Source organism: Staphylococcus sp. ZWU0021, from assembly GCF_000798895.1.
Lineage (GTDB): Bacteria > Bacillota > Bacilli > Staphylococcales > Staphylococcaceae > Staphylococcus > Staphylococcus saprophyticus.
This window is the reverse complement of record NZ_JTLN01000027.1, coordinates 188,326-203,225: the sequence shown is the minus strand read 5'-3', so window position 1 is coordinate 203,225 and position 14,900 is coordinate 188,326. Positions and strand designations below refer to the sequence as shown.

Below are 14,900 nucleotides of genomic sequence, written 5' to 3'. Positions count from 1 at the left end.
CTCTCATTTCTCATCTCGATATTATTAACTTACCCGTATTGTAGCATATATAACAATATTAAGTCTAATTTTTTACTCATCTTCTAATTTAAATACTTGTGTTGCTTCTACAGCTTTCTTCCAACCTTTATATAATCTTTCTCTATCTTTTTCAATCATATCTGGTTGGAATTCTTTTTCTAAGTTCCAACGATTAGCAATTTCATCTTTACTATCCCAGAAACCTACAGCTAAACCTGCTAAGTACGCTGCACCTAATGCTGTTGTTTCATTAATTTCTGGACGCTCAACACCTAAGTTTAATAAATCAGCTTGGAATTGCATAATAAAATTATTTTTTACTGCGCCACCATCAACACGTAAATTATTTACTTTGATGCCAGAATCTTTTTCCATTGCTTCTAATACATCACGTGTTTGGTAACAAAGTGATTCCAATGTTGCACGGATGAAATGCTCTTTTTCTGTGCCGCGTGTTAATCCAAAGATTGCACCACGTGCATTTGCGTCCCAGTATGGTGTACCAAGACCTACAAATGCAGGCACGACATATACACCCTCTGTTGATTCAACACGTTCAGCATAATTTTCAGATTGTGGCGCTGAATTAATCATTCTTAATCCATCTCTTAGCCATTGAATTGCAGAACCTGAAACAAATATTGAACCTTCTAAAGCATAATTCACTTTACCGTCCAAACCATAAGCAATCGTAGTTAATAAACCACTCTTAGATGAAACAGCTTCTTCACCTGTATTCATCAACATGAATCCACCCGTACCGTAAGTATTTTTTACATCTCCACGGTCGAAACAAGCTTGTCCGAATAATGCTGCTTGTTGGTCGCCAGCAATACCTGAAATAGGTACTTCTTCACCAAAGAAATGGTAATCAATTGTGTGTGCATAAACTTCACTTGATGCTTTGACTTCAGGTAACATTGTATTAGGAATTTCTAAAATATCTAATAATTCTTGATCCCATTCTAAATCATAAATATTATAAATTAATGTACGACTTGCATTTGTATAATCTGTAATATGCGCTTGTCCACCTGATAATTTCCAAACAAGCCATGAATCAATCGTACCAAATAATAAATCACCGTTATCTGCTTTTTCTCTTGCACCTTCCACATTATCTAAAATCCATTTCACTTTTGTACCTGCAAAATAAGGATCTAAAAGCAAACCAGTTTTATTGCGGAATTTATCTTCAAGGCCTTGTTCTTTTAAGTCTTGACAAATACCTTGTGTTTGACGAGATTGCCATACAATTGCATGATATATAGGACGTGACGTATGTTTATCCCACACAACTGTTGTTTCACGTTGGTTTGTGATACCAATACTAGCAATTTGTTCTGCTCCTACATTGCTTTCATTTAATACTTCTGCCATAACAGCTAAAACAGATGTCCAAATTTCATTAGCATCATGTTCTACCCAACCAGATTTTGGAAAGAATTGTTTGAATTCACGTTGTGCGATGCCTTTAATTTTACCTTCTTTATCAAAAAGAATTGCTCTTGAACTTGTTGTTCCTTGGTCAATTGATAAAATATATTTTTCCATAATTAAAATCTCCCTCTTATCTCGTTTATCGTGGCTATATATATGTAACTCTTTTTTACACGTTATTATACACATTGCCATATATTCATTTTTACAAACATTAATCTAAATCAAAAATTGTTATAATATAAAGCCTGCTTATAGTTTAACTTATAAACAGGACTGTTTAAAACTTAATCAATATACAGATTCGATACCTTTTGCACTTTTAGCTTTATTTAACACTATACCAAGCGCAATAGTAACAATTAGTAATACAATCGCTACAACTGACATTGTATCAAACGCGCCTTTATAGAATAATCTATAAATGACTGCACCAATCATTCCTCCAGTAATTGGGCCTAAAACTGGCACAATCGCATAGCTCCAATTAGATTTCCCTTTCCCAGCAATTGGTAATATCGCATGTGCAATACGAGGTCCTAAATCACGCGCAGGATTAATGGCATAGCCAGTTGGTCCACCTAAACTTAAACCAATCGCTACAATTAAACCGCCAACGATTAATGGATTTAATCCATCAGCAATTTTATTCATCCCAATAAATAGTAATCCTAAAGTAAGTGTAGCAGTACCAATGATTTCACTTAAAAAGTTGGCAAAATAATTTTTAATTGCTGGTGCTGTAGAGAATACACCTAATTTTGCGCCTTGATCTTCTGTTTGTTTCCAATGTGCTAAATACATTAACCAAACTAAAACACCACCGAAAATACCGCCGAGCATTTGACAAACGATATAGCCTAGTACCATACTCCAACTTAACGCGCCGTCCATAGCAAACGCTAATGTAACTGCGGGATTTAAATGCGCTCCGGAAATATTTCCAACCGCATATGCACCCATTGAAACTGCAAGCCCCCAACCTAATGCAATAACAATCCAATCTGCACCGTTACCGGCACTTTTTTTCAAATTGACGTTGGCACAAACGCCACCCCCAAATAATACTAGTATTGCTGTTCCCAAAAATTCAGCAAAATACACACTCATAGAGACTCCTCCTAAAAAAAGATAGAGAGATTCCTACAATTATAGCCAGTTGCGAACCACCGGTTTAATTACTGTAGAAATCTCCCATCTCTGTTCTATTTATTAACTTGTGTTCATCTTACACCGATTTTGTAAGCGTTGTCAATCTTTTTGTAAAAATCTTGTCACAATTCAAGTGATATTGACAGCATTTTCCTTGATTTTAAATTGTTTTTTATTACAATCTATTTTTGCTTGTAAACCATACGGTAGCATGTGCTTAGGCTCATTATGACCAAAAGACATGTTGTATAATACTGGTATATTCGTGTAATTGTATTGTTTCAATACATCTAATATTTTTTCTTTATAAGCTGTGTAATACACATTATCAAATGGTTTACCTATAATCATTCCATTGCACTGTTTTAATGCATCTTGTTGAATTAATTGGACCAACATCGCTTCAAATGCTTGAGGATCTGGTGTATCTTCAGATGTTTCTAAAAATATAATAGCATCTTCAAAATCAGTCTTATTTGGAAATAAGTCCGTGTTTATTAAACTAGTCAATGTTTCCAAATTCCCACCAATTAAGTGTCCTTGTTTAATACCATATCCTTGAATCAACTCATAACCTTGTTGTTGTATCGTTTGTCTAGCAATCATTTTATTTTCTATATGCCACGCTAATCCAAATGGTCTAATATACTTTGCTGGAAGAATCTCACCTATTATATTAGTATTAAACCAAAATTTCTCTATATCTCGAACCGTATAATCGTCCATAGCAATATTTTCTGCAAAATCTGTCAGTAATGCAGGCCCATAAAAACTGACAACACCCATTTTATAAAACATCATATGAACCGTGGTTGAATCAGAATAGCCCGAAAAAATTTTTGGGTGCTCCCGTAGTGCTTCTAGATTCACAAATGGCAATATTTTAATAGCATCATCACCACCAATACAGCTGATAATACCCTTTATTGTGGGATCTTTAACGGCATTATTAAAATCTTCAGCCCGCGCTTCGGGATGTTGGCTAATATAAGTTCTTCCTTTTAAAGCATTTGGCATTACCTTCACATTTAAACCAAATACATATTTCAATCGATTAATACCTTGATACGTACGCCATAACATGTCAGTTTCACCAGCTAGTCCTGATGATAAAGAAACAATTGCTACCGTATCGCCACGCTTTAATTGTTTTGGTTTAATCATCAAATCACCCCTTAACACAATCTAATAAAATTCCACTAATCATAACATATATATTGAATCCTTTAACAATATCAGAAAAAAAGGCTAGCGCTAACAGAGTATCGCTAATATCTTTGTCAAATAGCAATATTATCTCTGTGTTTGGCTAGCCTAGCTTTTATCTTAAATTTGGTTTAAATAGAATTGATATTTTTCTTCATGATGGTTACCATAAATGGCGATCACTTGTCGTTATATATTTAGCACCATTTTTAACTGCGATATCAACTTCTTCTACCGTATTGATTAATCCACCTGCAATTACAGACGTGTTCGTTTCCTCGTTGATAATTTGTATTGCTTTAGTTGTAACTCCCGGTAATACTTCAACATAGTCTGGTTCTACACGTTTGATTAATTCAATACTTCTACGTAATGCATGACTATCTAATACAAAAACACGGAACACAGTCGTCGTATTCAATGCTTTGGCTTTGTTGATCACTTTAGTCTTAGTAGAGACAATACCTTTAGGATGATAATTTTGAATAATATATTCACAGGCAAATTCATCGTGACTCATGCCCTTAATTAAATCAATATGCATATATGTTTCAATGTGATGCTTATTTAATAAATCCATTATACTTTTAATATGACCAATATGTGTATCGAGCAATACGCATTCTTTATAATCTGTTTGCGTCATTTTTTCTAAATCTTTCATTGATCTAATTGCTGGTAAAATATATGGTTTCATCCACTTACCTCCTAGATAGTTCTTTTGAACAATCTTTCTAATTCGTAGTTTGAGAAATTAATAATAATTGGTCTACCATGTGGACAAGTAAAAGGATCTTCAGTTTCTCTCAATTGGTTGACTAGATCTGCCATTTCATTATTTTTTAAATAGTGATTTGCTTTAATTGATTTTTTGCAACTCATCATTATGGCAGCGTCTTCTCGAATTTTTTTTACATTTACTTTCTTATGCTCTAAAACATATTCAATCATATCTTTTATAATTTCTTCTGCTTCAGCTGTGGGAAACCAAACCGGATAACTATCTACAATATAGTCATTACCCCCAAATGGTTCGAGATGAACGCCTACTTTATCTAACTCTTCTTTGTGCTGATTAATAATCATTAATTCATCAGTTGAAAAGTGGAAAGTTAACGGAATTAACAAATTTTGAATTTCATTCGTCACTTCACCAATTTTCTCTCTAAAATATTCATATTTGATACGTTCTTGTGCCGCATGTTGATCAATCATATACATACCATTTTCATTTTGAGCGATAATGTATGTGCCATGAACTTGTCCGACCACTTCCATATAAGGCACACGACGTGAAGGGTCTTTACTGACACTTCCTTTAATATCAGAATCTGAGTGATTGCTTATATCTGAATCAAAATCAGCTTCATTTATAAATTCAGATTGATTTTCATTTTCTAAATCATATAAAACAGATTTTTGCGTTTGGGTATAGTCATCATCACTATTAGGCGATGTAGAAACTGATGTGTTGTTTTCCTCTTTCAGTATATAATCTGTAGGTTCGTAATGAGTTTGACTGGAATGATATGCTTTGTCGTCATTCTTTTCATCTTCCTCATGGCTATTTACAGGTTGTGAATGATTCTCTTGTTGTTGTTTCTTTTCAAAATCTAATTTCTGTTGCTCAAATTGATCCAACACTTTATTCTTTTTGGTAATTTTATCCATATCATTTTGCGGAATTAAAATACGATCTTTAAAAGCTTCACGTATTTTTTCAACTATTAAATTAAATAATTGATCCTCTTTGGACAGTCTTACTTCTAATTTAGTCGGATGAACGTTGACATCAACTAGAATTGGATCCATCTCAATATTGATATAGCATATTGGGTAACGACCTATCATGAGCAAGGTGTGATAACCTTCTAAAATGGCTTTATTTAACAAGAAATTTTTAATATATCTCCCATTGATAAAAATCGATATATAATGTTTGTTACTACGTGAATGTTCTGGTTTTGCAACAAAACCTTCTAAATGGTAATCGCTCGTGTCACCAGAAATATGCACTAAATCTTTTGCCACTTTCATACCATAAATTTCTGACATTACTTCATTTGTACGGCCCGAACCATTTGTTTTCATAATCGTTTTGCCATCTGATATTAATGAAATACGAATATCTGGATGACTCATTGCCATACGATTAACAATATCTGTAATTTTGCCTAATTCCGTATACAAACTCTTAATATATTTCAAACGCGCTGGCGTATTATAGAATAACGATTCTACTAAGATATCTGTACCACGTTTCGCTTTAGCAGGTTTTTGATCTAATATTTCACCATTTTCCACATAGATCTGTTGTCCTTCTTCATTATCTGTACATGTACTTAATGTAACCTTTGCTACTGAAGAGATACTTGCTAAAGCTTCACCTCGGAAACCGAGTGTACGTATATGGAATAAGTCATCATCTGCATCCAATTTACTCGTAGCATGTCTGTGGAAGACGAGGCCTAAATCGTCTATGTGGATACCTGTGCCATTATCCACAACTCGTATAGATGCTACGCCGGATTGTTCAACTTCTATATTGATTTCAGTCGCTTGGGCATCAATCGCATTTTCTAACAATTCCTTCACTACTGATCCAGGTCGTTCTACAACTTCGCCAGCAGCAATTTTATTCGCTAAGGATGTCTGTAGTTCTTTAATTTTACCCATATGACTTCACCTCTATTTCAATTGTTTTTGTAATTCACTTAGTTTTACTAATGCTTCAATTGGCGTCATATTTGATAAATTTAATGTTTTAATTTCATTTTCTATTTCACTTTGTTTTGCAGGCGAATCAAATAAATCAAAGGCAGCTTGCTCAAATTGTCCATCACTTTTTGCATGTTGTGTTGCAGCTGACTGTTCATTATCAACATAATACGTAGCTTTTGTTTCTGTCACTTCATCACTTGAAGCATTTAGATTTTTATCAGTAGGAATATCAACATGATTCATGGTATTCTTATTGTTTGTTTGATTATTCGATTGTTCAAATGCATCCAATATCACTTGCGCTCGATTAATCACTTCCACTGGTAAATGCGCTAATTTAGCTACTTGTATACCATAACTATCATCTACGGCGCCATCTTTAACTTTGTGTAAGAAAATCAATTCACCATTGTATTCATTTGCAGCAACATGCACATTTTTCAAACATGCCAATGATTGATCTAGCGTAGTTAATTCATGATAATGTGTTGAGAATAAAGTCTTAGCATGCGACGTATGTGCGACATATTCAATCATTGCTTGAGCTAAAGCCAAACCATCGTATGTCGATGTACCCCTACCGATTTCATCAAATATGATTAAACTGTGTTCTGTAGCATGTGCAAGTGCTTTTTGAGCTTCTAACATTTCTACCATGAAAGTACTTTTCCCAGAAACTAAATCATCCGCTGCACCTATTCTAGTGAAAATCTGGTCAAACACAGGTAATATTGCCGATTCACATGGTACATAAGCACCCATTTGAGCCATGATACTAATAATTGCGACTTGTCTCATATATGTTGATTTACCCGACATATTAGGGCCAGTAATTAAATATATAAACGTTTCCTTATCTAATTCACAATCGTTAGGCACATAATCATTATGATCCATAACCCGTTCTACAACTGGGTGTCGTGAATTAACAAGTTCTAATGTCTTATCTTCACTAAAAGTCGGGCGAGCATAATTATATTTTTGAGCTATTTCAGCAAAACTCTGCAGGCAATCCAGTTCAGAGATTACTTTTGCTTGTTTTTGTAATCTTTCCGTATATGCTTTAATTTGTTCTCTAAGTTGCACAAACAATTGATATTCTAATTCAATAGCTTTATCTTCTGCACCTAGAATGATATCTTCTTTCTCTTTTAATTCATCGGTAATGAAACGTTCTGCATTTGAAAGTGTTTGCTTTCTATGATATCCAAATTCAGTGGGATCAAACCCTTGTAAATTAGCTCTAGTAATTTCTATGAAATAACCAAAAACCTTATTAAAACTAATTTTTAATGACTTAATTCCAGTTCGTTGTCTTTCTTTTGTTTGTAATTCTGCTAACCAATTTTTTCCATTTTTTGAAGCTTCTAAATAGCTATCAAGCGTTTCATTAAATCCAGTTTTAAATAAACCGCCTTCTTTAACTGAAATGGGTGGTTCTTCTTTTAAACTTTCTTCTAATAAATTAAGCAAATCATCTAGTGGTTCTAACGCCTCAAACTGTGCTGTCATTTGTTCATCAAAAGCTTGTAAGAGATTTTTTATATTGGGTATTTCTGAAATAGAATGTTTTAGCTGAATTAAATCACGTGCGTTAACATTGCCGTAACTCACACGACCAACTAGACGTTCAATATCATACACTTGATTTAAATAGCCTCTCAATGTATCTCTCTCAATAAAATGATTGATAAATTGATCTACTGTATCAAGACGTGATTCAATTTGCTTTTTTTGAATAAGCGGTCTATCGATCCATTGTTTTAAACGTCTGGCACCCATAGGTGTTTTCGTTTCATCCATTAGCCAAAGTAACGTTCCTTTTTTTGATTTTAAACGTATACTTTCTGTTAATTCAAGATTACGTTTTGCGTAAAAGTCCATTTTCATAAAGTCTACTGCTTCATATGTAATCACAGATTCAATATGAGAAAGATCTCTTTTTTGCGTATGATAAACATAATCTAATAATAATTGTGTTACGTGATATAAATGGCTATCATTCGTTGTATTAACATCATATTTTACATCAGAAATATCTGGAAGCACCGTGATAGTCTCTGTCGTTAGACTAATTTGTCGTTTTAGCGATTCACCAATGGCTTCTTTAACAACAATCTCATTTGGATTTATTGTCGTAATTTCATTAATTAAAGTTGCTTCATCTTCAAAATGAGTTACTTTTAATTCACCTGTTGAAACATCACAATAACTCAATGCATACATTGATGCACTTTGAATAAAACTCAGAATATAATTGTTTTGTTTTTCATCTACACCGCCTTGATCCATTACTGTACCAGGCGTGACAATACGAACAACTTCACGTCGAACCATGCCTTTAGTTTGTCTAGGGTCTTCCATTTGTTCACAAATGGCTACTTTATAACCGTTACTTATTAATGTCTCAATGTAGCCATCAGCTGAATGATATGGCACACCACACATTGGAATCGGGTCTTCTTTTTTTGCATCACGTTTTGTCAAAGTAATTTCTAGTACTCTCGATGCTACTTTAGCATCTTCAAAAAACATTTCATAGAAGTCACCCAATCTAAAAAACAATAGGCAATCTTGATATTGTGATTTTATTTTTAAATATTGCTGCATCATTGGGGTTTGGTTTGTCATAAATATATTTCACAATCCTTTTATTTTTCTTATTTTCACTTAGTTCATTGATTTAGTCATAGAAAGTAAGTTTTGTCTTTTTGCATCTCATCCTACATTGATTATAAGAGATGTACTTACATCTAATATCATTTTACTATCTCGTTATATTGTTTGAAATTTGTTTTAATAACCACACGATTTTCAGCTTTTCTAGCTAATTTAACTCTTAAATTTTAACATAAGTTTTCAATTTACGCCTGTTTATTAAATTTAAACATTTCTCATCATATTAAAAATTCAATGGGAGCGGGACAGAAATCAAATTTTCTAATAGAGATTTCATAATCCAACTCCCATATATAACAAAAGAGATTAAGACACTTTATTTTATCTTTAAGTAATAAATGACCTTAACGATTACAAGTTAACTTCATAAATTTACTTATTGATTAAAATAATATGTCTCAATCTCATAATAATAGTGTTTTATAAGTAGCGTTTTAAAATGCCTTTTCGCTTCAATATCATTAAAATGATATAACTAATAATTGCCCCAATTACACTTGAAACAATAAAAGCGAGCATTAATGGTTTAATTGCAAGATTTGAAAAACCAAGGACCCAAGCAAGTGGTATACACATGATGCTACCGATAATTCCAGTGCCAATCACTTCTCCCACAGCTGCCATAAATAGGTGCTTTCTATAATAATAAAAACCACTAGCGAGTAATACACCAATCATACTACCTGGAAAGGCAAAGAAACTACCGGTACCAAAAATCATGCGCAAGATTGATGAAATGAAAGCTTGAGCAAGTCCAAACCAAGGACCTACAAATACAGCGCAAAGTACGTTAATTAAATGCTGCATAGGTGCTGCTTTTATAGGACCTAGTGGAATCACAATTATACTGCTTAACACAACATTTATAGCAATAAAAATTGCTGTTAATGTTAACTTTTTAGTCTTCATAGTGTTCAAACCCTTTCCATAAGTGCAATAAAAAATTGCTTATTCTTGGTGTTTATTTAATCTATCGGACATTGTGTGAATCATCATTTGTAATAAATCATTGGCTTCTGCTTGTGATTCTCTAAATTCTTCTACAATTGGCAGTATATTGATATCTTCTTCGATGTCTTGAATCTTTTCTTCCGAGGCCTGTAACGCATGTGTTTTACCGTAATTTTGCAAATTGACCGATTGCTTTTGATTTTTCTTTAATTCTTTCATTCGTTGTTCTAAATTTTCATTATGATGAATTTGTGATTCTACTTTATGATATTCTTTGACAGTATCTAGAGATTTAATACGTTCACTCAAACGTTCTGCTTCAGCTAAAATATCATCTTTTTCATACATTATTGTGTCACCACCGTTTTATCATTCACACTGATAAACGTACCATTAAGTGAAAATTGTTTAGCTTCGTCAATATATACATTAACTATTTTTCCAATCATTGATTTAGGAGCTTTAAAATTCACTAATTTATTTTTTGAGGTATAACCAGATAAGACCGTATCATCTTTTTTACTTACACCTTCACATAATACTTGAACTGTTTGTCCTTCATATTGTTGCATTGCACGTTCAGAATAATACGCAACTTTTTTATTTAATTGCTGTAATCTATCTTTTTTTACATCCAATGGCACATTATCATTCATCTTAGCTGCAGGGGTGCCATCTCTTTGTGAGTATATATACGTATATGCGTGTTCAAACTCAACTTCGTCGTATAATGTTAAAGTTTCCTCAAACTGTTCATCTGTTTCATTTGGATAACCAACTATAATATCAGTTGTAAGTGCAACATTAGGAATATGTGTCTTAATTCTGTTAACGAGATCTAAATAACTTTCACGTGTATATTTACGTCCCATAATCTTAAGCACTGCATTATTACCAGATTGTACAGGAAGATGGACATGTGGCACAATATTTCCACCATTTGCAATGACTTCAATCATTCTGTCTGTGAAATCCCATGGATGACTCGTCGTAAATCTTACTCTCGGAATATCAATTTTTGAAATGTCTTCTAATAAATCTCCTAAACCATATGCTAAGCCATCAATATCTTTACCATAAGCATTAACATTTTGACCTAATAATGTGATTTCCTTATAGCCTTGGCGCGCTAAATCACGGACTTCATCTATGATATCTTCTGGTCGTCTGCTTCGCTCTTTACCTCTAGTAAAAGGCACTATACAGTATGTACAGAATTTGTCACAACCGTACATAATATTAACCCACGCTTTGATATTACCTTCTCTTACTTTAGGAAGATTTTCAATGACGTCTCCTTCTTTAGACCATACTTCAACAACCATTGCTTTTGAAAGATAAGCTTCTTCCAAAATTTCAGGTAAACGATGAATATTATGTGTTCCAAATATCATATCAACATTTTGATAAGATTTTAATATTTTATTGACCACAGACTCTTCCTGTGACATACAACCACATACACCGATGACCGTTTCAGGTTTTTCTTTTTTCAAATGTTTTAAATTACCTATTTCACTAAATACTTTATTCTCAGCGTTTTCTCGAATCGCACATGTATTAATTAATATAACATCTGCATGATTAATATCTTCCGTTGGTGTATAACCCAATGCTCCAAGTATGCCTGCCATGACTTCTGTATCATGCGCATTCATTTGACAACCATATGTTTTAATCAAAAATGTTTTGCCTTGTCCCATGTTTCGGTACTTTTCATCTATTTGAAAATCGTCATTATAATTAACTTCCTCTTTACCACGTTTTCGTGCTTCTTTTAAACTCGGGGGCTGATACACGTGTTCAAAATACTTGCTATAATCTTTAGTCTTTTTATCACGTTCTGCTAAGATATCAATAGAAGTACTTTTTCTTTGTTCTTCATTCACTCTACAAAATCCTTTCTATATCATAAAAACTAAGAACAAGTAATTCAAAAGATTTCGCATCATTTTGTTTAACAACATCGTAGTTCTAAGTTCTATAACTTTATCCATAATCATTATTACATTATATTAAATTTGAACACAAAGTGCAAAAAGACTTGTAAATAATTAAAGTCAACTTTTTTTGCAGTTAACCTTTATAAACAACTTTCATCATTCAATAAATGTGGCCGCGCTCAAAAATATAATCAAAAGTAGCCATGTCAGTATGAAATCAATGACTTTCAGCAATTAAAGTTTATAGATTAAGCAATACGAAGAAAATAAATTGAGAAGCTCTAGCTTGGGCTTACAAGTGCCTTTTCACTTGCATAAGAACCACTATCTCAATAAACTGAGAAGCTCTGGCTTGGGTTTACAAGTGCCTTTTCACTTGCATAAGAACCACTATCTCAATAAATTGAGAAGTGGTTCTAAAAAAAAGTTTATTTATAAAATAAATCTGGCGCATACATAAATCTATATTTGAACTTTTTAAAGTTCATCATACTTCCCAGTCAGTGTCTCAATCGTTATCCCCTCAGGTACATGATAAAATTTAACCTGACTTATAATACTAGGAATTTCTAGTTCAACCATGCGATCATTTAATTTTTGAATTAATATTAAACATTCATTCATTTCACCTTGTACTGTTGTTTCTAATGGACCTACTCGGTACGTTAAACCTGCGTCATCTATTACTTTAATCGCTTCATCAACATATGGAATTACGTCTTCTCCGTTAGCAGTTTTAGGAATAATCTGAATACTCATTAATGTATCATTCATACTACGTCAACCCCTTAATTACTTTATTTACTTTATATTTTAGCAAATTAAACATAATACGCACAGTTATTCGCGTGTTACTTTATTCAAAAACAAAATGAAAACTAATGTACAACAATGCAATTATCATTTCATCATGTGTACTCATGATGTACAGCTTTATAATCATCCAATATCTAAATTACTCGTACAAAAAAACTAAAGAACCTCAATTATTTATATGAGATCCTTTAGCTTTTTTTGTTTCAAACTGCCTATGAGCGCTTGCTCCGCTTCAATCATTAACTTATTAATTGAACAACTATCACCATGATTAAAACTATCTTCAAACAAGCTTTGTTTACCATCAATTGTTGTAATCACTTCATAGATTGTTACATCTTGCCAATTTAAACTTAATTGGTATCCACCTTTAGCACCGCTACTCGCTGAAATAACACCAACTTTAACTAATCTTGTTAAAATTTTTGACAAGTAAGTTGTAGAAATACCTAATGCTTTAGCAAGATCTTGTACCGGAATTCGTTGAACATCACCATTATTTTTGATCATAAATAATAACGCGTGTAACGCATAATTGGTCGCTTTAGAATATTTCATTTATCATCATCTTCCTACTATAGACATCTTGAATCTATAATAGCTTAAGTGTCCATTATTTACAAGCGTTACTGCACCTTTTGTATCGCTTGAACGATTGCAATTGTAAAGTTATCCATAAACTGACTCCAATTACTTTGGTCTTCTCGGCTATGTTTATTATATTTTTGATTTTTAAAGCACAATTTTCTTAATCCCGAAGTTAATTCTAGCTGTACACCTTCACCTGTGCACACGATGATAATATTATCATCGTGTGCACCAGACATATGTTTAGGCGCTTGATCTACTTTAATATCTAATTGCTCAAATTGTTCTTTTAATGCACGAATCAAACTTTCATCTTTGCCGCCCATATATACAATGCTATCATCACCCACGCAGCCATAAATTGCTACTGCTTGCGTCTTATTTTTGACCATTTCCATCATATCCGGTTGGTCTTAATGACGAGAAGTTACGTGTAACGCTTCATTTCCTTTTGATTTTGTTCCTTTAAAAGTAAAATAATCAAAATCACCCTTTTGTGCTGTTAAATCAGCAATTTCCGTTGTACCAGGTTCAATCGCTCCACCATGAATCGCCTAAATAATAACTTGGCTATCTAAGTCGCGACGAACCACTGACCAATCACTATTTTCAGTCGTATATTCAGCCAATTCAGTCATTGATTTATATTTATCTGCCATAAATAAACTCCCTTCATAGTTTCTATTCAACCTATTCCCTAACTTAAGCACTATTATCTTAAGATTTTGTAAAGTCGTACTTAATCATTTAATATTTTTAAAGCATTGGCAATTGCAGTGGAAAATGAAAACATTAACTGCGACCAATTCTCTCGATTCTCTCTATCATGTAAATTATATTTATTATTTTTAAAACATTGTTTCCTTAATGCCACAGTTAGTTCTAATTGTACACCTGCGTCACGTTTACCCTTATTTACAAAATTCTCTGTTTGCATTCCAGCTATATGTGCTGGAGCCGGTTTGACCTTTATACCTATTTTTTGTAATTGTTGTGTGATTTCATAGGATAATTCTAAATCTTTACCTCCAATATAAACTGCTACATCATTACCCATACAACCATGTAACGATACTACAACTTCATGTGTCGGTACTAATTCATTAAGTATGGGCTCATCAAAATGCTTTGATGTAACATGAAGTTCATGATTTTTATTTTTCCTGATTCCTTTAAATGTATAAAAACTATAACCACCAATTTCACTAATTAATTGTGCAATTTCTGATGTGCCACGTTCAATCGCACCACCATGAACAGCTGTTATTAAACTTTTTGCAACTCGCTCGTTATATAAAATTTGCCAATCTTTATGTTCTTCAGTGTGATCAATCAGTTCTGACATTGACATAAATTGATCTATCATAATGAATGTCCTCTCTA

General features: G+C 33.0%; 11 protein-coding genes and 2 pseudogenes. All 13 read right to left on the bottom strand.

All coding sequences use genetic code 11. From position 1 onward, the window contains the following. Positions 1-72: 72 nt before the first annotated feature. The gene (glpK, locus tag L987_RS06385) at positions 73-1,575 is read right to left on the bottom strand and encodes a glycerol kinase GlpK (RefSeq protein WP_011303228.1); all 1,503 of its coding nucleotides are present in this window, start codon (positions 1,573-1,575) and stop codon (positions 73-75) included. A 177-nt stretch (positions 1,576-1,752) separates the two neighbouring features. Next, a complete protein-coding gene (locus tag L987_RS06380) occupies positions 1,753-2,571 on the bottom strand; it encodes an MIP/aquaporin family protein (RefSeq protein ID WP_011303229.1) in 819 nt (272 codons plus the stop codon). A 171-nt stretch (positions 2,572-2,742) separates the two neighbouring features. Next, entirely contained in the window at positions 2,743-3,777 is a 1,035-nt protein-coding gene (locus L987_RS06375; RefSeq protein WP_047503656.1) for a S66 family peptidase, read from the bottom strand. Between the two features lie 205 nt (positions 3,778-3,982). Further along, complete coding sequence (locus L987_RS06370; protein ID WP_047503653.1) at positions 3,983-4,516, bottom strand: glycerol-3-phosphate responsive antiterminator; 534 nt, start codon at positions 4,514-4,516, stop codon at positions 3,983-3,985. 11 nt (positions 4,517-4,527) lie between these two features. Next, positions 4,528-6,495, bottom strand: coding sequence for a DNA mismatch repair endonuclease MutL (gene mutL, locus L987_RS06365; RefSeq protein ID WP_011303231.1), 1,968 nt, complete (start codon positions 6,493-6,495; stop codon positions 4,528-4,530). Positions 6,496-6,800: 305 nt separating this feature from the next. After that, positions 6,801-9,171 (bottom strand): annotated as a pseudogene (gene mutS, locus L987_RS06360) (DNA mismatch repair protein MutS); the annotation flags it as partial. 468 nt (positions 9,172-9,639) lie between these two features. Continuing rightward, positions 9,640-10,128, bottom strand: coding sequence for an energy coupling factor transporter S component ThiW (gene thiW / locus L987_RS06355; RefSeq protein WP_002483424.1), 489 nt, complete (start codon positions 10,126-10,128; stop codon positions 9,640-9,642). Positions 10,129-10,167: 39 nt separating this feature from the next. Further along, positions 10,168-10,518 carry a RicAFT regulatory complex protein RicA family protein gene (locus tag L987_RS06350; RefSeq protein WP_041080475.1) on the bottom strand — a complete coding sequence of 117 codons (351 nt, stop codon included), beginning with the start codon at positions 10,516-10,518 and terminating at the stop codon, positions 10,168-10,170. Further along, complete coding sequence (gene miaB, locus L987_RS06345; protein ID WP_047503645.1) at positions 10,518-12,059, bottom strand: tRNA (N6-isopentenyl adenosine(37)-C2)-methylthiotransferase MiaB; 1,542 nt, start codon at positions 12,057-12,059, stop codon at positions 10,518-10,520. Before miaB ends, L987_RS06350 begins: the two co-directional genes overlap by 1 nt. 531 nt (positions 12,060-12,590) lie before the next feature. Then, positions 12,591-12,887 carry a thiamine-binding protein gene (locus L987_RS06340; RefSeq protein WP_002483427.1) on the bottom strand — a complete coding sequence of 99 codons (297 nt, stop codon included), beginning with the start codon at positions 12,885-12,887 and terminating at the stop codon, positions 12,591-12,593. A 216-nt stretch (positions 12,888-13,103) separates the two neighbouring features. Continuing rightward, positions 13,104-13,487 (bottom strand): RrF2 family transcriptional regulator, encoded by a 384-nt coding sequence (locus L987_RS06335; protein WP_047503642.1) that lies wholly within the window; start codon positions 13,485-13,487, stop codon positions 13,104-13,106. Between the two features lie 68 nt (positions 13,488-13,555). Further along, positions 13,556-14,068 (bottom strand): annotated as a pseudogene (locus L987_RS06330) (poly-gamma-glutamate hydrolase family protein). Positions 14,069-14,256: 188 nt separating this feature from the next. Then, the gene (locus L987_RS06325; RefSeq protein WP_047503640.1) at positions 14,257-14,883 is read right to left on the bottom strand and encodes a poly-gamma-glutamate hydrolase family protein; all 627 of its coding nucleotides are present in this window, start codon (positions 14,881-14,883) and stop codon (positions 14,257-14,259) included. Positions 14,884-14,900: the final 17 nt, after the last annotated feature.

Coding starts and splice junctions, on each gene's coding strand:
- L987_RS06375 (WP_047503656.1), bottom strand. CDS start 3,777: ATGATTAAACCAAAACAATTAAAGCGTGGCGATACGGTAGCAATTGTT.
- L987_RS06380 (WP_011303229.1), bottom strand. CDS start 2,571: ATGAGTGTGTATTTTGCTGAATTTTTGGGAACAGCAATACTAGTATTA.
- L987_RS06350 (WP_041080475.1), bottom strand. CDS start 10,518: ATGTATGAAAAAGATGATATTTTAGCTGAAGCAGAACGTTTGAGTGAA.
- thiW (WP_002483424.1), bottom strand. CDS start 10,128: ATGAAGACTAAAAAGTTAACATTAACAGCAATTTTTATTGCTATAAAT.
- L987_RS06370 (WP_047503653.1), bottom strand. CDS start 4,516: ATGAAACCATATATTTTACCAGCAATTAGATCAATGAAAGATTTAGAA.
- mutL (WP_011303231.1), bottom strand. CDS start 6,495: ATGGGTAAAATTAAAGAACTACAGACATCCTTAGCGAATAAAATTGCT.
- L987_RS06325 (WP_047503640.1), bottom strand. CDS start 14,883: ATGATAGATCAATTTATGTCAATGTCAGAACTGATTGATCACACTGAA.
- L987_RS06335 (WP_047503642.1), bottom strand. CDS start 13,487: ATGAAATATTCTAAAGCGACCAATTATGCGTTACACGCGTTATTATTT.
- glpK (WP_011303228.1), bottom strand. CDS start 1,575: ATGGAAAAATATATTTTATCAATTGACCAAGGAACAACAAGTTCAAGA.
- L987_RS06340 (WP_002483427.1), bottom strand. CDS start 12,887: ATGAATGATACATTAATGAGTATTCAGATTATTCCTAAAACTGCTAAC.